The organism is Pseudomonas sp. GR 6-02, from assembly GCF_001655615.1.
In the GTDB taxonomy this organism is placed as follows: Bacteria; Pseudomonadota; Gammaproteobacteria; order Pseudomonadales; family Pseudomonadaceae; genus Aquipseudomonas.
Genome location: NZ_CP011567.1, coordinates 5,299,132 through 5,322,628, shown reverse-complemented (window position 1 = coordinate 5,322,628; position 23,497 = coordinate 5,299,132). Strand labels below are relative to the sequence as shown.

Here is a 23,497-nt window from a genome sequence, read left to right as displayed (position 1 = left end):
GATCGCCGCATGTCCCTGTGGCAGCGGGTGTTTGGGAGAATGTAGCGGGCATAAAAAAGGGAGGCCGCTGGGGCCTCCCTGTTTCATTGCGATGTGCCGTTACAAACTGGCAATCCGCGCATGTTGCTCGGCCAGCTTGCCCAAAGCCTGTTCAGCTTCAGCCAGTTTGGCGCGTTCCTTCTCGATGACTTCGGCCGGAGCCTTGTCGACGAAACCGGCGTTGGACAGCTTGCCGCCGACGCGCTGAACTTCGCCCTGCAAACGCAGGATTTCCTTGTCCAGGCGCGCCAGTTCGGCGTCCTTGTCGATCAGGCCGGCCATCGGCACCAGCACTTCCATCTCGCCAACCAGTGCGGTGGCGGACAGTGGTGCTTCTTCGCCAGCCTTCAGAACAGTGATCGATTCCAGGCGCGCCAGCTTCTTCAGCAGGGCTTCGTTCTCGGTGAGTCGACGCTGATCTTCGGCGCTGACGTTTTTCAGGAACAGGTTCAGCGGCTTGCCTGGACCGATGTTCATTTCACCGCGGATGTTACGGGTGCCGAGCATCAGACCCTTGAGCCATTCGATATCGTCTTCGGCAGCCTGGTCGATGCGTGCCTCAACGGCCACTGGCCAAGGTTGCAGCATGATCGTCTTGCCTTGAATACCGGCGAGCGGTGCGACGCGCTGCCAGATTTCTTCGGTGATGAATGGCATGAACGGGTGAGCCAGGCGCAAAGCGACTTCCAGCACTCGAACCAGAGTGCGACGGGTGCCGCGCTGACGCTCGACCGGCGCGTTTTCGTCCCACAGCACAGGCTTGGACAGTTCCAGGTACCAGTCGCAATACTGGTTCCAGATGAACTCGTACAAGGCTTGTGCTGCCAGGTCGAAACGGAACTGATCGAGCTGACGGGTCACTTCGGCTTCAGTGCGTTGCAACTGCGAGATGATCCAGCGATCCGCCAGCGAGAGCTCATAGGCTTCGCCGTTCTGGCCGCAGTCTTCACCCTTGTCCAGTACGTAGCGCGCGGCGTTCCAGATCTTGTTGCAGAAGTTGCGGTAGCCTTCGACGCGGCCCATGTCGAACTTGATGTCGCGACCGGTGGACGCCAGCGAGCAGAACGTGAAGCGCAGGGCGTCGGTGCCATAGCTGGCGATGCCTTCGGCGAACTCGTCGCGGGTCTGCTTCTCGATCTTCTTCGCCAGTTTCGGCTGCATCATGCCGGAGGTGCGTTTCTGCACCAGCTCTTCCAGCTCGATACCGTCGATGATGTCCAGGGGGTCCAGGACGTTGCCCTTGGACTTGGACATCTTCTGGCCCTGGCCGTCACGCACCAGGCCGTGCACATAAACAGTCTTGAACGGAACCTGCGGCGTGCCGTCTTCGTTTTTCACCAGGTGCATGGTGAGCATGATCATCCGGGCAACCCAGAAGAAAATGATGTCGAAACCGGTCACCAGCACGTCGGTGGAGTGGAATTTCTTCAGGAATTCGGTCTGCTCCGGCCAGCCCAGGGTGGAGAAGGTCCACAGGCCCGAACTGAACCAGGTATCCAGAACGTCGTTGTCCTGTTGCAGCGCTATGTCGGCGCCCAGGTTGTGCTTGGCACGCACTTCGGCTTCGTCGCGACCGACGTAGACCTTGCCCGACTCGTCGTACCAGGCCGGAATCCGGTGGCCCCACCACAGCTGACGGCTGATGCACCAGTCCTGGATATCGCGCATCCACGAGAAGTACATGTTTTCGTACTGCTTTGGCACGAACTGAATGCGGCCGTCTTCAACCGCGGCGATGGCCGGCTCGGCCAATGGCTTGGTGGACACGTACCACTGGTCGGTCAGCCACGGCTCGATGATGGTGCCGGAGCGGTCGCCTTTAGGCACTTTCAGGGCGTGGTCGTCGACGCTGACCAGCAGGCCGGCGGCTTCGAACGCTGCCACGATCTGCTTGCGCGCTTCGAAGCGGTCGAGGCCGGCGTATTCGGCCGGGATCTTGCCGTCGATGCTCTCGTTCAGTGTGCCGTCGAGATTGAACACCTGGGCCGCAGGCAGCACATGGGCGTTTTTGTCGAAGATGTTCAGCAGCGGCAGGTTGTGGCGCTTGCCGACTTCGTAGTCGTTGAAATCGTGGGCCGGGGTGATTTTCACGCAGCCGGTGCCGAATTCAGGGTCGCAGTAATCGTCGGCGATGATCGGGATGCGGCGGCCAACCAGCGGCAGCTCGACAAATTTGCCGATCAGGGCTTTGTAGCGTTCATCGTTCGGGTTAACGGCCACGGCGGCGTCGCCGAGCATGGTTTCCGGACGCGTGGTCGCGACGATCAGGTAGTCGTTGCCTTCAGCGGTTTTGGCGCCATCGGCCAGCGGGTACTTCAGGTTCCACAGGAAACCTTTCTCGTCGTGGTTTTCCACTTCAAGGTCGGAAATCGCCGTGTGCAGCTTGGTGTCCCAGTTGACCAGACGCTTGCCGCGATAGATCAGACCGTCCTCGTGCAGGCGCACGAAGGCTTCTTTCACCGCCTCCGAGAGGCCGTCGTCCATGGTGAAGCGCTCACGGCTCCAATCCACGGACGAGCCGAGGCGGCGGATCTGACGGCTGATGTTGCCGCCGGACTGATCCTTCCATTCCCAGACTTTCTCGAGGAATTTCTCACGGCCCAGATCGTGGCGATTCTGGCCCTGAGCTTCGAGTTGACGCTCCACCAGCATTTGCGTGGCGATACCGGCGTGGTCGGTGCCTGGCTGCCACAGGGTGTTGCGACCCTGCATACGGCGGAAACGGATCAGGGCGTCCATGATCGCGTTGTTGAAGCCGTGACCCATGTGCAGGCTGCCGGTGACGTTCGGCGGCGGGATCATGATGGTGTAGGACTCGCCCTCGCCTTGAGGGGCGAAGTAGTTCTCGGACTCCCAGGTGTTGTACCAGGAAGTTTCAATGGCGTGCGGCTGGTAGGTCTTATCCATGCGCGGCGGGACCCTATTGGCATTTATTCAGGAAAAGCCGGGAAGTATAGCGGGGCACGGGGCGTAGGGCGAGCAGGGGCGGACAGGGCGCAGATCAAATTGTGAAAGGGACCCGTGGCGAGGGAGCTTGCTCCCGTTGGGGCGCGAAGCGGCCCCGGACCATCAAGTCAGGTGTATCAGGTACACCGAGTGTTCGGGTTTTGCGGCTGCTTCGCAGCCGAGCGGGAGCAAGCTCCCTCGCCACAGAAGCCCGCTCGGCTCAGGGTTACTCGTACTGGCTAAGCAACCGTTCCATCCGTGCATCAAGGCGGCGTTTGATTTCGGTTTCGATGTGCGGGGCGAAGTCGTCGATCACGTCTTGCATGATCAATTGCGCGGCGGCGCGCAGCTCGCTATCCAGGTGCAACAGGGCATCGGGGCCCTTGTTGGCGGCAGGAGCCGGCTGGGCGGCCGGGGCGGGTGGTGGCGGTTCGACCTGGGGCGCATGGCCGACGGTGTCGAACAGCATGGGAATCTGTTCCTGGTCGCCTTCAATGACTGCGTCGGTCAGCAACGGCGGTTGCAGGTTGTCATCGCCGAGCAGTTGGCGGATCGACTCAAGGTCTTCCAGCAGGTGCACGGACTTTTGCGGTGGTTTTGGAGTGTCCATCGGAATGCTCAGAGTCGCTGTAAACGGTGATCTTGCAGAGGATAGCCCTGTTCGCGGTAGAAACGAAAACTCTCCCGCGCAGCCGCACGAATCGCCGGGTCTTCCACCACCACTTCCGCCACGCGGGCGAATTGTCTGGCAAAGGCCGGGACTTTCAGGTCGAGATTGACCAGCAGATCCTGATGCTGACCGCAGTCATCGCCAAGACCCAACACAATCAAACCGTCCGGCTCGCTTTCGGCAGGACCGTGGGGCACGAAGCTTTCGCCCTTGAACGCCCACAACCGCGCATCGAGCGCATCACGCTGGGCGGCATCGCTGCAATGCAGGTAAATGCGGTGGCCCATGCGCCAGGCTTTTTCGGTGAGCTTGCAGGCGAAATCCAGCCGCGCCGAAGGATCGGCGCTGGGCAGGATATAGAAGTCGACTTTGGTCATTGCGGTTCCTGAGTTGCAAGCGGCGTCACCCGAGAGTGACGCCGCTGCAAGTCATCGGTTTCAGGCTTTGGCGCGGTCCAGCAGGTATTGGGTCAGCAGGGGAACCGGACGGCCAGTGGCGCCCTTGTCCTTGCCGCCGCTGGTCCAGGCTGTGCCGGCGATGTCCAGGTGTGCCCAGTTCAGGTTCTTGGTGAAGCGCGACAGGAAGCAGGCGGCGGTGATGGTGCCGGCTTTCGGGCCGCCGATGTTGGCGATGTCGGCGAACGGGCTGTCCAGCTGCTCTTGATACTCATCGAACAGCGGCAGTTGCCAGGCGCGGTCGTCGGCGGCTTGGCCGGCGCTCAGCAGCTGGCCGATCAGTTCGTCGTTGTTGCCCAGCAGGCCCGAGGTGTGGGCGCCCAGTGCAACGACACAAGCACCGGTCAGGGTGGCGATGTCGATCACCGCTTGCGGCTTGAAGCGTTCGGAGTAGGTCAGGGCATCGCACAGCACCAGACGGCCTTCGGCGTCGGTATTGAGGATTTCAACTGTCTGGCCGCTCATGGTGGTGACGATGTCGCCCGGACGCGAAGCGTTGCCGCTCGGCATGTTCTCGGCGCAGGCCAGGATGCACACCAGGTTGATCGGCAGTTTCAGCTCAAGCACGGCACGCAGGGTGCCGAACACGCTGGCGGCGCCGCCCATGTCGTACTTCATCTCATCCATGCCGGCGCCTGGCTTGAGGCTGATGCCGCCGGTGTCGAAGGTGATGCCTTTGCCGACGAGGGCGTACGGCTTCTCGGATTTCTTGCCGCCGTTGTATTGCATGACGATCAGGCGCGGTGGCTGGGCGCTGCCCTGGCCAACGGCGTAGAACGAACCCATGCCCAGGTCCTTGATCTTCTTCTCATCGAGGACTTCGACCTTCAGGCTTTTGAACTCTTTGCCCAGGTTCTTGGCTTGTTCACCAAGGAACGTCGGGTGGCAGATGTTCGGCGGCAGGTTGCCCAGGTCACGGGTGAAGGCCATGCCGTTGGCGATCGCGGTGGCGTGGGCCACGGCGCGTTCGACTTCAGCCTGTGCTGCCTTGATGGTCACCAGAGTGACTTTCTTCAGGGAGCGCGGGTCGGCTTTCTGGCTCTTGAACTGTTCGAAGATGTACTCGCCGTCCACCAGTGTTTCGGCCAGCAGGCGGGTCTTGCCATAGCTGTCACGGCCCTTGACCACCACTTCGTCCAGGGCCAGCACTGCATCGCTGCCGCCCAGGCCTTTCAGGGTATTGAGGATGCCGGCGATGATTTTGCGGAACGGGCGATCGCCCAGTTCTTCATCCTTGCCCACGCCCACCAGCAGCACGCGTTCGGCCTTGAGGTTGGGCAGGCTGTGCAGCAACAGGCTTTGGCCGACTTTGCCGGCCAGGTCGCCGCGCTTGAGCACTGCGCTGATAGCGCCGCCGCTCAGTTCGTCGAGTTGTTTGGCAACGGTGCCGAGCTTGCGGCCTTCGCGGACGGAGACTACCAACGTGGCGGTCTTCAACGTTTCCGGGCTAACGCTTTTTACAACCAGTTCCATGTCCGGGTCCCTGAATTAATGGTCAAACTGCGCGACGCGCAGAGGCTTGCCTATAAGTAGAAAGGCGCCGGTGTGTTGCCAGCGACAAAGGCCGCAGTTTGAACCTCGCTGCCTGCGCCTGACAACCCTCGGATATGCGAACTTCAGCGGTTCAGGTGCTTGCTTGAGCATGCGCAGTGACAGGCGCACTCAATCACAGGATAATGCGCCATCTTTTTCGGCGGCCCTGCCCTGCGGGCCGGCTGATACGTTTGTTTGTTTGGCCGCTTAGCCTGACAACCCTGGAGTGTCTGGTTTGATTGTCTTCCGTTATCTATCCCGCGAAGTCCTGTTGACCTTGAGCGCCGTCAGCGCCGTGCTGCTGGTCATCATCATGAGCGGACGCTTCATCAAATACCTCGCCCAGGCGGCCTCTGGGCTCCTGGATCCAGGTTCGCTGTTCCTGATCATGGGCTATCGCCTGCCGGGCTTCCTGCAGCTGATTCTGCCTTTGGGGCTGTTTCTCGGGATCTTGCTGGCCTACGGTCGTCTGTACCTCGAAAGCGAAATGACCGTGTTGTCTGCTACTGGCATGAGCCAGCAGCGTCTGTTCGCCATGACTCTTTTTCCGGCCACCCTGGTTGCCCTGATCGTGGCGTGGCTGAGCCTGAGCCTGGCACCGCAAGGTGCCAACCAGTTCCAGCTACTGTTGAACAAGCAGGATGCACTGACCGAGTTCGACACCCTCGAGCCGGGTCGCTTCCAGGCCTTGCGCGACGGCACTCGGGTGACCTACACCGAGCAACTGTCGGATGACCGCATCAATCTGGGCGGCGTGTTCATTTCGCAAAAGAATGTCAGTTCCGACAACAAGGATCGGGGGATTTCCGTACTGGTAGCCGAGAAGGGCCATCAGGAAATCAGGCCCGATGGCAACCGTTACCTGATCCTCGACAACGGCTACCGCTACGACGGTAATCCGGGTCAGGCCGACTACCGCGCCATCAAGTACGACGAGTACGGCGTATTGCTGGCCAAGCCGGACGTCAGCGACGAAGTGACCGACCGCGATGCGATGACCACCAGTTCCTTGCTGAGCAGCGACGACATCCGCTCGCGTACCGAACTGCAATGGCGCCTGTCCCTGCCGTTGCTGGTCTTCATCGTGACCCTGATGGCGGTGCCGCTGTCGCGGGTCAACCCGCGCCAGGGCCGTTTCCTCAAGCTGCTGCCGGCGATTCTTCTTTATATGGCTTACCTGACCATCCTGATTGCCGCTCGCGGCGCACTTGAAAAGGGCAAGATCCCGCCGGTGTTGGGCTTGTGGTGGGTGCATGCAATCTTCCTGGCCATCGGTCTTGGCTTGCTGTATTGGGAGTCGCTGAGCTTGAAGATGGCGAGTCGCCGCAGCGCGCTGGAGGTGGCCCGTGGATAAGCTCGATCGCTACATCGGTAGCAGCGTGTTCATCGCGATCCTGGCGGTGCTTGGGATCATTCTGGGCTTGGCAACGCTGTTCGCCTTCATCGATGAGATGAGCGACGTCAGCGATACCTACACGTTGATGGATGTACTGAGTTACGTGTTGCTGACCGCGCCGCGCCGCCTGTACGACATGTTGCCGATGGCGGCGTTGATCGGTTGCCTGATTGGCCTCGGCAGTCTGGCCAGTCACAGCGAGCTGACCATCATGCGTGCCGCCGGTGTGTCCATCGGTCGGATCGTCTGGGCCGTGATGAAGCCGATGCTGATCCTGATGGTGGTAGGGCTGGTAATTGGCGAGTACGTCGCGCCGGCCACGGAAATCACCGCTCAAGCCAACCGCTCGCTGGCCCAGGGCAGTGGCGATGCGCAAAGCGCCAAGCACGGTTTGTGGCACCGTCAGGGTGATGAGTTCATTCACGTCAACTCCGTGCAACCCAACGGTCTGCTGTACGGCGTGACCCGTTATCGTTTTGACGATCAACGCCACATGCTGTCTTCGAGCTTCGCCAAACGTGCGGAATTCGATACCGATCACTGGCAACTGACAGATGTCACGACCACGCTGTTCCATGACAAAAGTACCGAAGTGGTGACTGCCCCTGTGGAGCGCTGGGAAATAGCCCTGAGCCCGCAACTGCTGAGTACCGTGGTGATGGCGCCCGAGTCGTTGTCGATTAGCGGTCTGTGGAATTACATCCACTACCTGGCTGACCAGGGCCTGAGCAACGGTCGTTACTGGCTGGCGTTTTGGGTAAAGGTGTTGCAGCCGCTGGTGACCGCTGCATTGGTGTTGATGGCGATTTCCTTCATCTTCGGTCCGCTGCGGTCGGTGACCCTTGGTCAGCGGGTCTTCACTGGCGTACTGGTGGGCTTCACTTTCCGTATCGTCCAGGATTTGCTCGGGCCTTCGAGCCTGGTGTTCGGCTTCTCGCCGCTGTTTGCGGTGCTGGTGCCGGCCGGTGTCTGCGCCCTGGCCGGGGTCTGGTTGCTGCGCCGGGCCGGTTGATTGTAGGAGCCGGCTTGCTGGCGATGGCATCGCTGCGGTCATCCAGACCCACCGCGGCGTCCCCATCGCCAGCAAGCCGGCTCCTACAAAAGTCGCCAAAAACGCCCCTGTCGCAAGACCGGGGCGTTTTTGTAGGCGCCGTCTGACCTGCAAACGTGACGCTTGCGCCGTGGATCAGGTACAATTCCCGGCTATTTTTCGGCGGGCTATGCCTGCAGCCTTTTTGAGTGTTGATCCGTGAGTGATTTGAGTCATATCCGCAATTTCTCCATCATCGCCCACATTGACCATGGCAAGTCGACGCTGGCCGATCGCTTCATCCAGATGTGCGGCGGCCTTGCCGAGCGCGAAATGGAAGCCCAGGTGCTGGATTCCATGGACCTGGAACGTGAACGCGGGATCACCATCAAGGCCCACAGCGTCACCCTGTATTACAAAGCCCGCGATGGCATTAACTACCAGCTGAACTTCATTGATACCCCGGGCCACGTCGACTTCACCTATGAAGTCAGCCGGTCGCTGGCGGCTTGTGAAGGGGCGTTGCTGGTGGTCGATGCCGGTCAGGGCGTCGAGGCGCAGTCGGTTGCCAACTGCTACACGGCGATCGAGCAGGGCCTGGAAGTCATGCCGGTGCTGAACAAGATCGACCTGCCACAGGCCGATCCGGAGCGCGTCAAGGAAGAAATCGAAAAAATCATCGGCATCGATGCCACCGACGCGGTCGAGTGCAGTGCCAAGACCGGCCTGGGCGTCGATGAAGTGCTCGAGCGTCTGGTTCACACCATTCCCGCGCCGACCGGCAACATCGAAGATCCGTTGCAAGCGTTGATCATCGACTCCTGGTTCGACAACTACCTTGGCGTTGTTTCCCTGGTTCGTGTGCGCCACGGTCGGGTGAAGAAGGGCGACAAGATTCTGGTCAAGTCCACCGGCAAGATCCACCTGGTGGACAGCGTCGGTGTATTCAACCCGAAGCACACCCCTACCGTCGACCTGAAGGCCGGTGAAGTAGGCTTCATCATCGCCAGCATCAAGGACATTCACGGTGCGCCAGTGGGCGATACCCTGACCTTGAGCTCGACGCCGGACGTCGATGTGCTGCCAGGCTTCAAACGCATTCAGCCGCAGGTGTACGCCGGCCTGTTCCCGGTCAGCTCCGACGACTTCGAAGACTTCCGCGAGGCGCTGCAAAAGCTCACCCTCAACGATTCGTCGCTGCAATACACACCGGAAAGCTCAGACGCACTGGGTTTCGGCTTCCGTTGCGGCTTCCTCGGCATGCTGCACATGGAAATCATCCAGGAGCGCCTGGAGCGCGAATACAACCTGGACCTGATTACCACGGCGCCGACGGTAATCTTCGAGCTGCTGCTCAAGACCGGCGAGACGATCTACGTCGATAACCCGTCCAAGCTGCCAGACCTGTCTGCCATCGAAGACATGCGCGAGCCAATCGTGCGCGCCAATATTCTTGTGCCGCAAGAGCACTTGGGTAACGTCATTACCCTGTGTATCGAAAAACGTGGCGTACAGGTCGATATGCTGTTCCTCGGCTCCCAGGTACAAGTGACCTACGACCTGCCGATGAACGAAGTGGTGCTGGACTTCTTTGATCGTTTGAAATCCACCAGTCGCGGCTATGCTTCTCTGGACTACCATTTCGATCGTTACCAATCGGCCAGCCTGGTGAAACTGGACGTGCTGATCAACGGCGACAAGGTCGACGCTCTGGCGCTGATCGTGCACCGTGACAACTCGCACTACAAAGGTCGCCAGTTGACCGAGAAGATGAAAGACCTGATTCCGCGGCAGATGTTCGACGTGGCAATCCAGGCCGCCATTGGCGGTCAGATTGTGGCGCGTACAACCGTCAAGGCACTCAGAAAGAACGTATTGGCCAAATGCTACGGTGGTGACGTCAGCCGTAAGAAAAAGCTGCTGGAAAAGCAAAAGGCCGGTAAAAAACGCATGAAGCAGGTCGGTAACGTGGAAATTCCACAAGAAGCCTTCCTTGCCGTGCTCAGGTTGGATAGTTAGGTCCTATGTCACTAAATTTCCCGCTGTTGCTGGTCATCGCCGTGTTCGTCTGCGGCCTGTTGGCGTTGCTCGATCTGCTGTTCCTGGCGCCACGGCGCCGGGCTGCCATCAACTCCTATCAGGGGAGCGTCAGCCAGGCTGACATGGTAGTGATCGAGAAACTGAACAAAGAGCCGCTGCTGGTCGAATACGGCAAGTCGTTCTTCCCGGTGTTGTTCATCGTGCTGGTGCTGCGTTCGTTCCTGGTGGAACCGTTCCAGATTCCTTCCGGCTCGATGAAGCCAACCCTGGATGTCGGTGACTTCATTCTGGTGAACAAGTTTTCTTACGGGATCCGCTTGCCGGTGATCGACAAGAAAGTCATCGAAGTCGGTGATCCGCAGCGCGGCGATGTGATGGTGTTCCGCTACCCGAGCGACCCGAACGTCAACTACATCAAGCGTGTAGTGGGCCTGCCGGGCGATCAGATTCGCTACACCGCCGACAAGCGCCTGTTCGTCAATGGTGAGTCGATTGCCGAACAACTGGTCGGCTCCGAGCCGGGCACGTTGGGTAGCGCTGAGCTCTACAAGGAAAAACTTGGCGCCGCCGAGCACCTGATCCGCAAGGAAATGAGCCGCTACCGCGCAACGCCGGACCATTCGTGGACCGTGCCGGCCGGGCACTACTTCATGATGGGCGACAACCGCGACAACTCGAACGACAGTCGCTACTGGGATGATCCGAGCATTCCCAAGGATCTGCTGGGCATGGTTCCCGACAAGAATATCGTCGGCAAGGCCTTCGCAGTCTGGATGAGCTGGCCGGAACCCAAACTCGGTCACCTGCCGAATTTCTCGCGGGTTGGTCTGATCAAGTAATCACACACGGCGCTGTTGAACACAGCGCCGAATGCATTTCTGGAGTCGGCACAATCGGCGACAGGAGCATGAAAACAACGATATTCAGGACGTTATTTTTGAACACAGCGTTAATTGTCCCAAGCCTGCGCCGCATCAAGGCCCTGGCGGTGGAATCCAACCACGAACTCAGCGTGGGTAAACCGTGAGCGTCTCCTTAAGCCGTCTCGAGCGTCAGCTCGGTTACACCTTCAAGGATCAGGAACTGATGGTCCTGGCCCTGACTCACCGCAGTTTTGCCGGGCGCAACAACGAACGCCTGGAATTCCTCGGCGATGCCATCCTCAATTTCGTCGCCGGCGAGGCGCTGTTCGATCGCTTCCCGCTGGCCCGTGAAGGCCAGTTGTCGCGTTTGCGCGCACGCCTGGTGAAAGGTGAGACCCTGGCCGTACTGGCTCGTGGTTTCGACCTGGGTGAATACCTGCGCCTGGGCTCCGGCGAATTGAAAAGCGGCGGTTTCCGTCGCGAGTCGATTCTGGCCGATGCCCTCGAAGCGCTGATCGGTGCGATCTATCTGGACGCCGGCATGGAGGTGGCGCGCGAACGCGTGCTGGCCTGGCTGGCCGGAGAGTTCGAAGGCCTGACGCTGGTCGACACCAACAAAGATCCGAAAACCCGCCTGCAGGAATTCCTGCAGTCCCGTGGTTGTGAGCTGCCGCGTTACGAAGTGGTGGATATCCAGGGTGAGCCGCATTGCCGGACGTTCTTCGTCGAATGTGAAATCATCTTACTGAATGAAAAAAGCCGAGGTCAGGGTGTGAGTCGTCGTATTGCCGAACAGGTAGCGGCCGCCGCAGCACTGATTGCCCTGGGTGTGGAGAATGGCAATGACTGATTCAACCGCAACTCGCTGTGGCTATGTTGCCATCGTCGGCCGTCCCAACGTGGGCAAGTCCACGCTGCTGAACCACATTCTGGGTCAGAAACTGGCGATCACCTCACGCAAGCCGCAGACCACCCGCCACAACATGCTGGGCATCAAGACCGAAGGCGACGTTCAGGCGATCTACGTCGACACCCCGGGTATGCACAAGGGCGGCGAAAAGGCCCTGAACCGTTACATGAACAAGACCGCTTCGGCGGCGTTGAAAGACGTCGACGTGGTGATCTTCGTGGTTGACCGTACCAAGTGGACCGACGAAGACCAGATGGTCCTCGAGCGCGTTCAGTACGTGACCGGTCCGCTGATCGTGGCGCTGAACAAGACCGACCGCATCGAAGACAAATCCGAGCTGATGCCGCACCTGACCTGGTTGCAGGAACAGCTGCCGAACGCGCAGATCATGCCGATCTCGGCCCAGCACGGGCACAACCTTGACACGCTGGAGCGAGTGATCGCCGAGCACCTGCCGGAAAACGATCACTTCTTCCCGGAAGATCAGATCACCGACCGCAGCAGCCGCTTCCTTGCGGCGGAACTGGTACGCGAAAAAATCATGCGTCAGATGGGCGCCGAGCTGCCGTACCAGATCACCGTGGAAATCGAAGAGTTCAAGCAGCAGGGCAAAACCCTGCACATTCACGCTTTGATCCTCGTTGAACGTGACGGTCAGAAGAAAATCATCATTGGCGACAAGGGCGAGCGCATCAAGCGCATCGGCACCGAAGCGCGCAAGGACATGGAGCTGCTGTTCGACTCCAAGATCATGCTCAATCTGTGGGTCAAGGTGAAAGGTGGCTGGTCTGACGACGAGCGCGCCTTGCGTTCGCTGGGTTACGGCGACCTGTAAATCGTCCAGCAGCACATCGATTCAATTGTAGGAGCGAGCTTTTGTGGCGAGGGAGCTTGCTCCCGTTCGGCCGATCCGCGCCCGGGCGAAGCAGTCGTAAATCCTGGCATCGCGGTTTTACCTGAAACACTGAGGTGCATGGTTTTGGGGCCGCTTCGCAGTCCAGCGGGACGGTGCGGCGTTCCGACAAGCTCCCTCGCCACAGTGGATCTCCAGAGATTCGGAAACTGATGTCATCCAGCCCGCCCATCGGCCAACCCGCCTACGTGCTCCATTCCCGCGCCTACCGCGAAAGCAGTGCGCTGGTGGATTTCCTCACGCCGCAAGGTCGGCTGCGGGCGGTGTTGCGCAGTGCGCGGGGCAAGGCCGGGACGTTGGCGCGGCCGTTCGTGCCGCTGGAAGTCGAGTTCCGTGGCCGGGGCGAACTGAAGAATGTCGGCCGCATGGAAAGCGCCGGCGTTTCCACCTGGCTCAATGGCGAAGCGCTGTTCAGTGGTCTCTACCTCAACGAATTGCTGATCCGCTTGCTGCCCGCCGAAGATCCTCATCCCGCGGTTTTCGATCACTACGCCGCGACCTTGCTTGCCCTGGCCGAAGGTCGACCACTGGAACCATTACTGCGCTCCTTCGAATGGCGACTGCTCGATGATCTCGGTTATGGCTTCGCGCTGAATACCGACATCCATGGCGACCCCATTGCGCCGGACGGTCTCTACCGCTTGCAGGTGGATGCGGGTCTTGAGCGGGTTTACTTGTTGCAACCAGGCCTGTTCAACGGTACCGAACTGCTGGCCATGGCCGATGCCGACTGGTCCGCGCCCGGTGCGCTGTCCGCCGCCAAGCGCTTGATGCGTCAGGCGTTGGCCGTTCACTTGGGTGGGCGTCCATTGGTTAGTCGTGAGTTGTTTCGAAAGCCGTAGTCTCCCCGTATGCTGTGCACCGAACTTCCCCCTTCTTCAGGAGCGCTTCCGTGACCACCAGCAATCGCATTCTTCTTGGCGTGAACATCGACCACGTTGCCACCCTGCGTCAGGCCCGGGGTACTCGTTACCCGGATCCGGTCAAGGCAGCGCTGGACGCGGAAGAGGCGGGCGCTGACGGCATCACCGTGCATCTGCGTGAAGACCGCCGGCACATTCAGGAGCGCGATGTCCTGCTGCTCAAGGACGTGCTGCAAACCCGCATGAATTTCGAAATGGGCGTCACCGAAGAAATGATGGCGTTCGCCGAGCGTGTCCGCCCGGCGCACGTTTGCCTGGTGCCGGAAACCCGTCAGGAACTGACCACTGAAGGCGGTCTGGACGTAGCGGGGCAGGAAGCGCGGATCAAGGCGGCGGTGGATCGCCTGGCGAAGATTGGCTGCGAAGTGTCGCTGTTCATCGACGCTGACGAGCGGCAGATTGAGGCGTCCCGTCGTGTCGGCGCGCCGGCCATTGAATTGCACACCGGGCGTTACGCGGACGCCGAGACGCCAACCGAAGTTGCTGAAGAGCTCAAGCGTGTGGCCGATGGCGTGGCATTCGGTCTGGCCCAAGGCCTGATCGTCAACGCCGGCCATGGTTTGCACTATCACAACGTCGAGGCTGTTGCGGCAATCAAGGGCATCAACGAACTGAACATCGGCCATGCGCTGGTGGCCCATGCGTTGTTCGTCGGGTTCAAGTCGGCAGTGTCGGAGATGAAGGCGCTGATTCTGGCTGCTGCACTAAAGGGTTGAGATCGGCGGTGCTGCCTTCGCGGGCAAGCACCGCCCCTACAGTTTCGTGTCGATACGCAATTGTGTGTTCGACGCAAACCTGTAGGGGCGGTGCTTGCCCGCGAAGGCGTCATCGGAGACAACAATAATTTAAAGCGGTGGGGTTTCCTGGCTCGGCTTGGTCTTGTCGACCCCCGGCACATGCAGGTTGCCCTCGGCGACCTGGGTGCCTTCGAGCTGCGGCTGCGTGACCCACGTCAGGATGTCGTAGTAGCGACGGATGTTCGCCACGAAATGCACCGGTTCGCCGCCACGGGCGTAGCCATAACGAGTCTTGCTGTACCACTGCTTCTGCGAAAGGCGGGGCAGTATTTTCTTCACGTCCAGCCATTTGTCCGGATTCAACCCTTCCTTGGCCGCCAGTTTTCGCGCGTCATCCAGGTGACCGCTGCCCACGTTGTAGGCGGCCAGCGCGAACCACGTACGATCCGGCTCCTGGATCGACTCGTCCAGTTGATCCTTCATGTAGACCAAGTATTTCGCGCCACCCATGATGCTCTGCTTGGGGTCTAGGCGATTGGAAACGCCCATGGCTTGCGCCGTGTTCTGGGTCAGCATCATCAATCCGCGCACGCCGGTCTTGGACGTGACCGCCGCTTGCCACAGCGATTCCTGATAACCGATTGCCGCCAGCAGGCGCCAGTCGACTTTTTCTTTCTTGGCGGACGCCTTGAAGTGCTGTTCGTATTTGGGCAGTCGTTGCTGCAAGTGCTGGGCGAAGGTGGTGGCGCCCATGTAGCCGAGTACGTCGACATGCCCGTAGTAGCGGTCTTTGAGGCGTTGCAGGGTGCCGTTTTGCTTTACTTTGTCGAGGTAGGTGTTGATTTCGTTGAGCAGGCTGTTGTCATCGCCGGCGGCCACGGCCCAGCTCTGGTTGCTGGCATCACCGAGGTCGAAGGCGACCCGCACGTTGGGGAAGTAGACCTGGTTCATCGCCACTTCGTTGGAGTCGACCAGGGTCAGGTCGATCTGACCTTCGTCGACCATACGCAGCAGGTCGACGACTTCAACTGCGTCGGACTCTTCGTATTCAATGCCGGGATATTTCTTTTTCAGCTCTGCCAATTGCTCGGCGTGGGTGCTGCCCTTGAGCACGATGATCTTCTTGCCGACCAGATCGCCTGCGTCGGTCGGCCGCGACTGGCCATTGCGATAGATGATCTGCGGGGTGACTTCGAGGTAGGAATGGGAAAACCGCACCTGCTTTTTGCGGTCCTCGCTGCTGACCAGGCCGGCAGCGGCCAGCACCGGGCCATTTGGCTTGCCCACCTGATTGAACAGGTCGTCGAGATTGTCGGCGGTTTCGATCTTGAGTTCGACCCCCAGATCGTCGGCGAAGCGCTTCACCAGCTCGTATTCGAAGCCGGTTTCACCATTGCGATCCTGAAAGTAGGTGGCGGGGCTGTTCCGGGTAACCACCCGCAGCACGCCATCCTCCTTTACGCGCTCCAGCGTGTTGGGTTTATCAACACAGCCACTGAGCATCAGGAAGAGTCCGGTTGCGATCAGCCATTTGGCGTACCGCGGACGCAAAGCCGTTGGGAAAAACATCTGCGCAGTATACGCAAAGGACCACGAGCGCCATATCTCGACAGAGAAGGGCTTGTCTGCTAGGGCTTCAAAAACCCGCTTGGAGCCCGCAGGAATGGGCCCGAACAGCATTTTATGACAGAAAAAATAACCCCCGGCGCGCACCTGTTCAGGGCCCGAATACCCGGCCCGACGTTCGGGTGCAACCGCGTGTACCGTTTCGGGTGATGTCGCGGGCGGTTTAGGCTAGAATGCACGGCCTCAAAGCACACCCCTTCCCGAGGCTGTCCCGAAGATGTTGATCCTGCGCGGCGCTCCTGCCCTTTCTGCCTTTCGCCACAGCAAACTCCTTGAGCAACTGAGCCAGAAGGTTCCAGCTGTCAGCGGCTTGTATGCTGAATTCGCTCACTTCGCCGAAGTTACCGGCGTCCTGACCGGCGACGAACAGCAGGTGCTCGCGCGCCTTCTGAAGTACGGCCCTAGCGTTCCGGTACAAGAGCCCACTGGTCGTCTGTTCCTGGTATTGCCGCGTTTCGGCACCATTTCGCCGTGGTCCAGTAAAGCCAGCGATATCGCTCGCAACTGCGGCCTGACCAAGATCCAGCGCCTGGAACGCGGCATTGCGTTTTACGTCGCCGGCCAGTTCAGCGACGCCGAAGCGCAGCTGATCGCAGACGCGCTGCACGACCGCATGACCCAGATTGTGCTGGGCAACCTCGAACAAGCCTCCGGCCTGTTCAGCCACGCCGAACCCAAGCCCCTGACCGCGATCGATGTGCTGGGTGGCGGCCGCGCCGCGCTGGAAAAAGCCAACACCGAGCTGGGCCTGGCCCTGGCCGAAGACGAAATCGACTACCTGGTCAACGCCTTCCTTGGTTTGAAGCGCAACCCGCACGACATCGAACTGATGATGTTCGCCCAGGCGAACTCCGAGCACTGCCGTCACAAGATCTTCAACGCCAGTTGGGATATCGACGGTCAGAGCCAGGAAAAAAGCCTGTTCGGCATGATCAAGAACACCTACCAGATGCACAGCGAAGGTGTTCTGTCGGCTTATAAGGACAACGCCTCGGTCATCGTCGGTTCCGTGGCCGGTCGTTTCTTCCCGGACCCTGAAACCCGCCAGTACGGCGCGGTGCAGGAACCGGTGCACATTCTGATGAAAGTCGAAACGCACAACCACCCGACCGCGATTGCCCCGTTCCCGGGCGCATCCACCGGTAGCGGCGGCGAGATTCGCGACGAAGGCGCCACCGGTCGTGGCGCGAAGCCAAAGGCTGGCCTGACCGGTTTCACCGTGTCGAACCTGCAGATCCCGGGCTTCGAACAGCCGTGGGAAGTGCCATACGGCAAGCCCGAGCGCATCGTTACCGCGCTGGACATCATGATCGAAGGCCCGTTGGGCGGCGCTGCATTCAACAACGAATTCGGCCGTCCGGCGCTGACCGGCTACTTCCGTACCTTCGAACAGTCGATCACCACGCCCCATGGCGATGAAGTTCGCGGTTACCACAAGCCGATCATGCTGGCTGGCGGCATGGGCAACATCCGTGAAGAACACGTCAAGAAAGGCGAAATCGTCGTTGGCTCCAAGCTGATCGTGCTTGGCGGCCCGGCGATGCTGATCGGTCTGGGTGGCGGCGCGGCTTCCTCCATGGCCACCGGCACCAGCTCGGCAGACCTGGACTTCGCTTCCGTACAACGTGAAAACCCCGAGATGGAGCGTCGTTGCCAGGAAGTCATCGACCGTTGCTGGCAACTGGGCGACAAAAACCCGATCAGCTTCATCCACGACGTCGGCGCGGGCGGTCTGTCCAACGCCTTCCCGGAACTGGTCAACGATGGCGACCGTGGTGGCCGTTTCGAACTGCGCAACATTCCAAACGACGAGCCGGGCATGGCCCCGCACGAAATCTGGAGTAACGAATCCCAGGAACGCTACGTTCTGGCAGTCGGCCCGGCGGACTTCGAACGCTTCAAGGCGATCTGCGAGCGTGAGCGTTGCCCATTCGCGGTAGTCGGCGAAGCCACTGCCGAGCCGCAACTGACCGTGACCGACAGCCACTTCGGCAACAGCCCGGTGGATATGCCGCTCGAAGTGCTGCTGGGCAAAGCCCCGCGTATGCACCGTTCGGTGGTTCGTGAAAACGAGCTGGGCGACGATTTCGATCCGTCGACCCTCGACATCGCCAACTGCGTCGAGCGCGTCCTGCATCACCCGGCCGTGGCCAGCAAAAGCTTCCTGATCACCATCGGCGACCGCACCATCACCGGCCTCGTGGCCCGTGACCAGATGGTCGGCCCGTGGCAGGTTCCGGTGGCCGACGTTGCCGTTACCGCCACCAGCTTCGACGTTTATACCGGTGAAGCCATGGCCATGGGCGAGCGCACTCCGCTGGCCCTGCTGGACGCTCCGGCGTCGGGCCGCATGGCCATCGGCGAAACCCTGACCAACATCGCCGCCTCGCGCATCGCCAAGATCTCCGACATCAAACTGTCGGCGAACTGGATGTCCGCTGCCGGTCACCCAGGTGAAGACGCACGTCTGTATGACACCGTGAAAGCGGTCGGCATGGAACTGTGCCCTGAGCTGGGCATCACCATCCCGGTGGGCAAGGACTCCATGTCCATGGCCACTCGCTGGAACGACGAAGGTGTCGATAAGGCTGTCACTTCGCCGATGTCGCTGATCGTGACCGGTTTCGCGCCAGTGGCTGACATCCGTCAGACCCTGACCCCGCAACTGCGCATGGACAAGGGCACAACCGACCTGATCCTGATCGACCTCGGTCGCGGCCAGAACCGCATGGGTGCCTCGATCCTCGCTCAGGTTCACGGCAAGCTCGGCAAACAGGCACCGGACGTCGATGACGCCGAAGACCTGAAAGCCTTCTTCGCAGTGATCCAGGGCCTCAACGCCGACGGTCACCTGCTGGCTTACCACGACCGTTCCGACGGTGGTCTGCTGACCAGCGTGGTGGAAATGGCGTTTGCCGGCCACTGTGGCCTGAGCCTGAACCTCGACGGTCTGGCAGAGACTTCCGCCGATATCGCCGCGATCCTGTTCAACGAAGAACTGGGCGCCGTGATTCAGGTTCGCCAGGACGCCACCGCGGATATCCTCGCGCAGTTCAGCGCTGCTGGCCTGGGCGACTGCGTATCGGTGATCGGTCAGCCGATGAACAACGGCGAGATCAGCATCACGTTTAACGGCGATACCGTATTCGAAGGTCAGCGTCGTCTGCTGCAACGTCAGTGGGCTGAAACCAGCTACCAGATCCAGCGTCTGCGTGATAACGCCGACTGCGCCGAACAAGAGTTCGACGTGCTGCTGGAAGAAGACAACCCGGGCCTGAGCGTCAAGCTCAGCTATGACGTCAACCAGGACGTCGCCGCGCCTTACATCAAGAAAGGCATTCGCCCACAGGTTGCCGTGCTGCGTGAGCAGGGCGTCAACGGTCAGGTGGAAATGGCGGCCGCGTTCGACCGTGCCGGTTTCAACGCGATCGACGTGCACATGAGCGACATCCTGGCTGGCCGTGTCGACCTGAACGACTTCAAGGGCATGGTCGCTTGCGGCGGTTTCTCCTACGGCGACGTACTGGGGGCCGGCGAAGGCTGGGCCAAGTCCGCGCTGTTCAACAGTCGCGCTCGCGATGCCTTCCAGGGCTTCTTCGAACGTACCGACAGCTTCACCCTCGGCGTGTGCAACGGTTGCCAGATGATGTCCAACCTGCACGAACTGATCCCGGGCAGCGAGTTCTGGCCGCACTTCGTGCGTAACCGTTCCGAGCAGTTCGAAGCCCGCGTGGCCATGGTTCAGATCCAGGAGTCGAACTCGATCTTCCTGCAGGGCATGGCCGGTTCGCGCATGCCGATCGCCATCGCCCACGGTGAAGGCCATGCCGAATTCGCCAGCGAAGAAGCCTTGCTGCAAGCCGATCTGTCGGGTTGCGTGGCAATGCGTTTCGTCGACAACCACGGCAAGGTCACCGAGAAATACCCGGCCAACCCGAACGGCTCGCCGCGCGGTATCACCGGTTTGACCAGCCGCGACGGTCGCGTGACCATCATGATGCCGCACCCGGAGCGTGTGTTCCGCGCGGTGCAGAACTCGTGGCGTTCGGAAGACTGGAACGAAGACGCACCTTGGATGCGTATGTTCCGTAACGCTCGCGTCTGGGTGAACTAAGAGCGGGGAGCTGATTGCCGTGTACAAGCTCTGCTTTTTTGTTCCGGCCAGTCATGTTGAAGTGGTCAAAAGCGCTGTATTCGCCGCCGGTGGCGGGCGGATCGGGGCTTATGATCACTGTGCGTGGCAGGTGTTTGGCTTGGGTCAGTTTCGTCCGCTGGAGGGCAGTCAGCCGTTCATTGGCGAGGCTGGGCAGGTCGAGCAGGTTGAGGAATGGAAGGTTGAGCTTGTGGTCAGCGATGAGTTGATCCGGGCGGTGGTGGTGGCTCTGAAAGAGAGCCATCCCTATGAGACGCCGGCTTACGAGGTATGGCGGTTAGAGGATTTTTGATTCTCTGGCCGCTGCAATGAGAAACCCGCTGATTCTTCAGCGGGTTTTTTATTGCTCGGGATTTAACCTCTGACCTGATCCGTGATCTTCTGATCTATTTTTTCGAAGCCGACCGAAGGTAGCAGCCAGAACACACTTGATCATTCCCACGCTCTGCGTGGGAGTGATCATTATGGGGGGAAGTTACGGGCGGATTTCGATCATCGTGCCGTCCGGTACCAGACCCCAGACTTCACGCATGTCCATGTTGCGCATGGCGATGCAGCCATCGGTCCAGTCCAGCGTGTGGAACAAGTCTTCCGGATTGTCTTCGGTGTCCGGGGTACCGTGGATCATGATCATGCCGCCAGGCTCGACGCCTTCGCGCCGGGCGCGGGCCGAGTCGCTGATGTTGGGGTAGGAGATGTGCATCGCCAGGTTGAAACGTTCGCTGGTCTTGCGCCAGTCCAGCCAGTAAAGGCCTTCGGGGGTGCGTTTATCACCTTCCATCAGTTTTGGGCCGATGGGGCGTTTGCCCAGGGAAATGCGATAGGTCTTGAACGGCTTGCCGTCGTTGATCAACTGCAACTGATGGGCAGATTTGAGAACCAGAACTTTTTCGATGACTTTGCCGTCCGGGGCGGCCGCGACGGAAGCCTGGGAGACTGCGACGAACGATAAGCAAAACAGGGCAAGCAACCAGCGCATTGAAACGATATCCCTAAGAGGTGTCGCGACTATTTTATTTATAGATGGTTTTTTACTAACAAGTGCTTAGATGATGGCAGGCTGAGCGAGTGGCGGGATCGATTCGGACCGCACGGGGTAGACCTCGGCCCGCCGGTCAGCGAAGAAGCATTCTAATGTACGGCCCACCGTGCGGAAAGCCAGTTCGCCCCAAGGAATATCGGCCTCTTCGAACAGCTGCACTTCCAGGCTCTCGGGGCCTGCGCGAAAATCCAGATCCACAAGCTCGGCGCGAAAGAACACATGCACCTGACTGATGTGCGGCACATCGATCAGCGTATAGATGCTCAGGTTGCGTACCCGGGCGCAAGCTTCTTCGGCGGTCTCGCGAATGGCGGCCTGTTCGATGGTCTCACCGTTTTCCATGAAACCGGCGGGCAGGGTCCAATAACCGAGCCGTGGCTCGATGGCGCGACGGCACAGCAATACCTTCGAACCCCAGGTCGGCACGCAACCGGCGACGATATTGGGGTTCTGGTAATGAATGGTATGACAGCTGTCGCAGACAAAACGCAGGCGCGAATCGCCTTCGGGAATGCGCTGGGTTACCGGGTTGCCGCATTGACTGCAATATTTCATGCTTGGGTTCCTGAATGCTGCGCCTATCTTGGCGTGCAGCGGTGTCGGTCGGCAAGTTGTCGTTTCGCGACATGAGGCTTTTCGGGGGTTGGGCGGCCGGTGCGATTGGTGCATGATGCAGGGTAAGGCACAGATCGAGAAGACTCATGCTGGACGAGCTACTGCACCGGGTAAGCAATCACACACCGCGTACGCTGGAAACCGACCGACGTTTCCCCGAAGCCGCGGTATTGGTGCCCATCACGCGCAGTGACGAACCTGAACTGGTCCTGACCCTTCGCGCCAGCGGGCTCTCGACCCATGGCGGTGAAGTCGCTTTTCCCGGCGGTCGACGCGACCCTGAAGACCCTGATCTGATCTTTACCGCTCTGCGCGAGGCCGAAGAAGAAATCGGCCTGCCGCCGGGGCTGGTCGAAGTGATCGGCCCACTGAGCCCGCTGATCTCCCTGCACGGCATCAAGGTCACGCCCTATGTCGGCGTGATTCCGGATTTCGTCGAATACCTGGCCAACGATGCCGAGATCGCCGCAGTGTTCAGCGTGCCTCTGGAATTCTTCCGCAAGGACCCGCGCGAGCACACCCACCGCATCGACTATCAGGGCCACAGTTGGTACGTGCCGAGCTATCGTTATGGCGAGTACAAGATCTGGGGGTTGACGGCGATCATGATCGTCGAGTTGATCAACCTGCTCTATGACGCGAAAATCAGCCTGCATCAACCGCCCAAGAGTTTTATCAACACCTGAAGCCATCGCTCGTATGGCGTGAATCCTGCTTTTCGCTAGTGAGCCAGCCTGGTCGTGAGGACAACAAGATGAAATACCGCCTGGGCGACGCCCGCGTCGAGACCCACCCGCAGAGCTGGGTCGCACCCAATGCCGTGCTGGTGGGCAAGGTCAAACTGGAAGAGGGCGCCAACGTCTGGTTCAACGCCGTGTTGCGTGGCGACAACGAATTGATCCTGATCGGCAAGAACAGCAACGTGCAGGACGGCACCGTGATGCACACCGACATGGGCTATCCGCTGACCATCGGCACCGGCGTGACCATCGGTCACAATGCCATGCTCCACGGCTGCACGGTGGGCGATTACAGTCTGATCGGCATCAACGCAGTGATCCTCAACGGCGCGAAAATCGGCAAGAACTGCATCATCGGCGCCAACTCGCTGATCGGTGAAGGCAAGGAAATTCCGGACGGCTCGCTGGTCATGGGCTCGCCGGGCAAGGTGGTACGCGAACTGACCGAGCCGCAGAAGAAGATGCTCGAAGCCAGCGCCGCGCACTATGTGCACAACTCGCAGCGTTATGCCCGCGATCTGGTCGAGCAGGAACAATGAGCACACCTGAACGTGAGCGACCGGTCCCGTCGCCGTGCGTGAACATTTGTGCGCTGGATGAGGATGACATTTGCACCGGGTGTCAACGCACGGTGGAAGAGATCACCCGCTGGAGCCGGATGGACAACGAGGAGCGGCGCAAGGTGCTGGGGTTGTGTCATGAGCGGGCGAAGTCGAGTGGGCTGATCTGGATGTTGCCTTCCAAATCCGATTCCTGATTTTTTGTGGTAGCGCGGCTTTTGTGGCGAGGGGGCTTGCCCCCGTTGCGTTGCGAAGCGGCGCTAAACCTGCGACTTCATTCTTTCAGGCGTACGGCGTTTGCTGATT

General features: G+C 60.1%; 20 protein-coding genes. 13 read left to right on the top strand and 7 right to left on the bottom strand.

Annotation, left to right across the window (positions count from 1 at the left end; translation table 11 throughout):
• Positions 1 to 99: 99 nt before the first annotated feature.
• From PGR6_RS23465 to PGR6_RS23450, 4 genes are all read right to left on the bottom strand, one after another.
• A complete protein-coding gene (locus PGR6_RS23465; RefSeq protein WP_018927098.1) occupies positions 100 to 2,946 on the bottom strand; it encodes a valine--tRNA ligase in 2,847 nt (948 codons plus the stop codon).
• A gap of 265 nt (positions 2,947 to 3,211) precedes the next feature.
• On the bottom strand, positions 3,212 to 3,595 hold the full coding sequence (locus PGR6_RS23460) for a hypothetical protein (RefSeq protein ID WP_018927097.1): 384 nt from the start codon (positions 3,593 to 3,595) through the stop codon (positions 3,212 to 3,214).
• Between the two features lie 8 nt (positions 3,596 to 3,603).
• Positions 3,604 to 4,032: a DNA polymerase III subunit chi gene (locus tag PGR6_RS23455; protein ID WP_018927096.1), complete on the bottom strand. Its 429-nt coding sequence runs from the start codon at positions 4,030 to 4,032 to the stop codon at positions 3,604 to 3,606.
• Between the two features lie 60 nt (positions 4,033 to 4,092).
• Positions 4,093 to 5,583, bottom strand: a complete 1,491-nt coding sequence (locus PGR6_RS23450) for a leucyl aminopeptidase (RefSeq protein ID WP_018927095.1) — start codon at positions 5,581 to 5,583, stop codon at positions 4,093 to 4,095.
• Between the two features lie 295 nt (positions 5,584 to 5,878).
• Here PGR6_RS23450 and lptF point away from each other — a divergent pair, with 295 nt between their 5' ends.
• The 8 genes from lptF to pdxJ all read left to right on the top strand — a co-directional run bounded on the left by lptF (position 5,879) and on the right by pdxJ (position 14,434).
• A complete protein-coding gene (gene lptF / locus PGR6_RS23445; RefSeq protein ID WP_064620163.1) occupies positions 5,879 to 6,997 on the top strand; it encodes an LPS export ABC transporter permease LptF in 1,119 nt (372 codons plus the stop codon).
• Entirely contained in the window at positions 6,990 to 8,051 is a 1,062-nt protein-coding gene (gene lptG / locus PGR6_RS23440) for an LPS export ABC transporter permease LptG (RefSeq protein ID WP_064620160.1), read from the top strand. Before lptF ends, lptG begins: the two co-directional genes overlap by 8 nt.
• 237 nt (positions 8,052 to 8,288) lie before the next feature.
• The gene (gene lepA / locus PGR6_RS23435) at positions 8,289 to 10,088 is read left to right on the top strand and encodes a translation elongation factor 4 (protein WP_018927092.1); all 1,800 of its coding nucleotides are present in this window, start codon (positions 8,289 to 8,291) and stop codon (positions 10,086 to 10,088) included.
• A 5-nt stretch (positions 10,089 to 10,093) separates the two neighbouring features.
• Positions 10,094 to 10,948, top strand: coding sequence for a signal peptidase I (gene lepB, locus PGR6_RS23430; RefSeq protein WP_018927091.1), 855 nt, complete (start codon positions 10,094 to 10,096; stop codon positions 10,946 to 10,948).
• 184 nt (positions 10,949 to 11,132) lie between these two features.
• Complete coding sequence (gene rnc, locus PGR6_RS23425; RefSeq protein WP_018927089.1) at positions 11,133 to 11,822, top strand: ribonuclease III; 690 nt, start codon at positions 11,133 to 11,135, stop codon at positions 11,820 to 11,822.
• Entirely contained in the window at positions 11,815 to 12,717 is a 903-nt protein-coding gene (gene era, locus PGR6_RS23420) for a GTPase Era (protein WP_018927088.1), read from the top strand. The genes rnc and era overlap by 8 nt, the downstream gene beginning before the upstream one ends.
• A gap of 230 nt (positions 12,718 to 12,947) precedes the next feature.
• Positions 12,948 to 13,637: a DNA repair protein RecO gene (recO, locus tag PGR6_RS23415; protein ID WP_018927087.1), complete on the top strand. Its 690-nt coding sequence runs from the start codon at positions 12,948 to 12,950 to the stop codon at positions 13,635 to 13,637.
• A gap of 50 nt (positions 13,638 to 13,687) precedes the next feature.
• Complete coding sequence (pdxJ, locus tag PGR6_RS23410) at positions 13,688 to 14,434, top strand: pyridoxine 5'-phosphate synthase (protein ID WP_064620157.1); 747 nt, start codon at positions 13,688 to 13,690, stop codon at positions 14,432 to 14,434.
• Between the two features lie 129 nt (positions 14,435 to 14,563).
• Here pdxJ and mltF read toward each other — a convergent pair whose 3' ends face one another.
• Complete coding sequence (mltF, locus tag PGR6_RS23405; protein WP_018927086.1) at positions 14,564 to 16,024, bottom strand: membrane-bound lytic murein transglycosylase MltF; 1,461 nt, start codon at positions 16,022 to 16,024, stop codon at positions 14,564 to 14,566.
• A gap of 274 nt (positions 16,025 to 16,298) precedes the next feature.
• Between mltF and purL the strand changes: the two genes are divergently transcribed.
• Both purL and PGR6_RS23395 read left to right on the top strand, forming a co-directional pair.
• A complete protein-coding gene (gene purL / locus PGR6_RS23400) occupies positions 16,299 to 20,195 on the top strand; it encodes a phosphoribosylformylglycinamidine synthase (RefSeq protein ID WP_018927085.1) in 3,897 nt (1,298 codons plus the stop codon).
• Positions 20,196 to 20,214: 19 nt separating this feature from the next.
• Positions 20,215 to 20,526: a Nif3-like dinuclear metal center hexameric protein gene (locus PGR6_RS23395; RefSeq protein WP_018927084.1), complete on the top strand. Its 312-nt coding sequence runs from the start codon at positions 20,215 to 20,217 to the stop codon at positions 20,524 to 20,526.
• 183 nt (positions 20,527 to 20,709) lie between these two features.
• On the opposite strand, the gene PGR6_RS23390 is transcribed toward PGR6_RS23395, so the two are convergent.
• Together PGR6_RS23390 and PGR6_RS23385 are read right to left on the bottom strand one after the other, a co-directional pair.
• Positions 20,710 to 21,213, bottom strand: a complete 504-nt coding sequence (locus PGR6_RS23390) for a L,D-transpeptidase family protein (protein WP_064620154.1) — start codon at positions 21,211 to 21,213, stop codon at positions 20,710 to 20,712.
• A gap of 66 nt (positions 21,214 to 21,279) precedes the next feature.
• Entirely contained in the window at positions 21,280 to 21,831 is a 552-nt protein-coding gene (locus PGR6_RS23385) for an NUDIX hydrolase (RefSeq protein ID WP_018927082.1), read from the bottom strand.
• 146 nt (positions 21,832 to 21,977) lie between these two features.
• Between PGR6_RS23385 and PGR6_RS23380 the strand changes: the two genes are divergently transcribed.
• The 3 genes from PGR6_RS23380 (at position 21,978) to PGR6_RS23370 (ending at position 23,388) form a co-directional block, all read left to right on the top strand.
• The gene (locus PGR6_RS23380) at positions 21,978 to 22,577 is read left to right on the top strand and encodes a CoA pyrophosphatase (RefSeq protein WP_018927081.1); all 600 of its coding nucleotides are present in this window, start codon (positions 21,978 to 21,980) and stop codon (positions 22,575 to 22,577) included.
• A 68-nt stretch (positions 22,578 to 22,645) separates the two neighbouring features.
• A complete protein-coding gene (locus PGR6_RS23375) occupies positions 22,646 to 23,170 on the top strand; it encodes a gamma carbonic anhydrase family protein (RefSeq protein WP_007936184.1) in 525 nt (174 codons plus the stop codon).
• A complete protein-coding gene (locus PGR6_RS23370) occupies positions 23,167 to 23,388 on the top strand; it encodes a DUF1289 domain-containing protein (RefSeq protein WP_018927080.1) in 222 nt (73 codons plus the stop codon). The genes PGR6_RS23375 and PGR6_RS23370 overlap by 4 nt, the downstream gene beginning before the upstream one ends.
• The last annotated feature ends 109 nt before the right edge of the window (positions 23,389 to 23,497 follow it).

Bases quoted from the DNA above. Each gene is read 5' to 3' on its own strand.
- PGR6_RS23385 (WP_018927082.1), bottom strand. From the start codon at position 21,831: ATGAAATATTGCAGTCAATGCGGCAACCCGGTAACCCAGCGCATTCCC.
- PGR6_RS23450 (WP_018927095.1), bottom strand. From the start codon at position 5,583: ATGGAACTGGTTGTAAAAAGCGTTAGCCCGGAAACGTTGAAGACCGCC.
- era (WP_018927088.1), top strand. From the start codon at position 11,815: ATGACTGATTCAACCGCAACTCGCTGTGGCTATGTTGCCATCGTCGGC.
- mltF (WP_018927086.1), bottom strand. From the start codon at position 16,024: ATGTTTTTCCCAACGGCTTTGCGTCCGCGGTACGCCAAATGGCTGATC.
- PGR6_RS23375 (WP_007936184.1), top strand. From the start codon at position 22,646: ATGAAATACCGCCTGGGCGACGCCCGCGTCGAGACCCACCCGCAGAGC.
- PGR6_RS23370 (WP_018927080.1), top strand. From the start codon at position 23,167: ATGAGCACACCTGAACGTGAGCGACCGGTCCCGTCGCCGTGCGTGAAC.
- PGR6_RS23380 (WP_018927081.1), top strand. From the start codon at position 21,978: ATGCTGGACGAGCTACTGCACCGGGTAAGCAATCACACACCGCGTACG.
- PGR6_RS23390 (WP_064620154.1), bottom strand. From the start codon at position 21,213: ATGCGCTGGTTGCTTGCCCTGTTTTGCTTATCGTTCGTCGCAGTCTCC.
- PGR6_RS23465 (WP_018927098.1), bottom strand. From the start codon at position 2,946: ATGGATAAGACCTACCAGCCGCACGCCATTGAAACTTCCTGGTACAAC.
- purL (WP_018927085.1), top strand. From the start codon at position 16,299: ATGTTGATCCTGCGCGGCGCTCCTGCCCTTTCTGCCTTTCGCCACAGC.
- recO (WP_018927087.1), top strand. From the start codon at position 12,948: ATGTCATCCAGCCCGCCCATCGGCCAACCCGCCTACGTGCTCCATTCC.
- PGR6_RS23460 (WP_018927097.1), bottom strand. From the start codon at position 3,595: ATGGACACTCCAAAACCACCGCAAAAGTCCGTGCACCTGCTGGAAGAC.
- PGR6_RS23455 (WP_018927096.1), bottom strand. From the start codon at position 4,032: ATGACCAAAGTCGACTTCTATATCCTGCCCAGCGCCGATCCTTCGGCG.
- lepB (WP_018927091.1), top strand. From the start codon at position 10,094: ATGTCACTAAATTTCCCGCTGTTGCTGGTCATCGCCGTGTTCGTCTGC.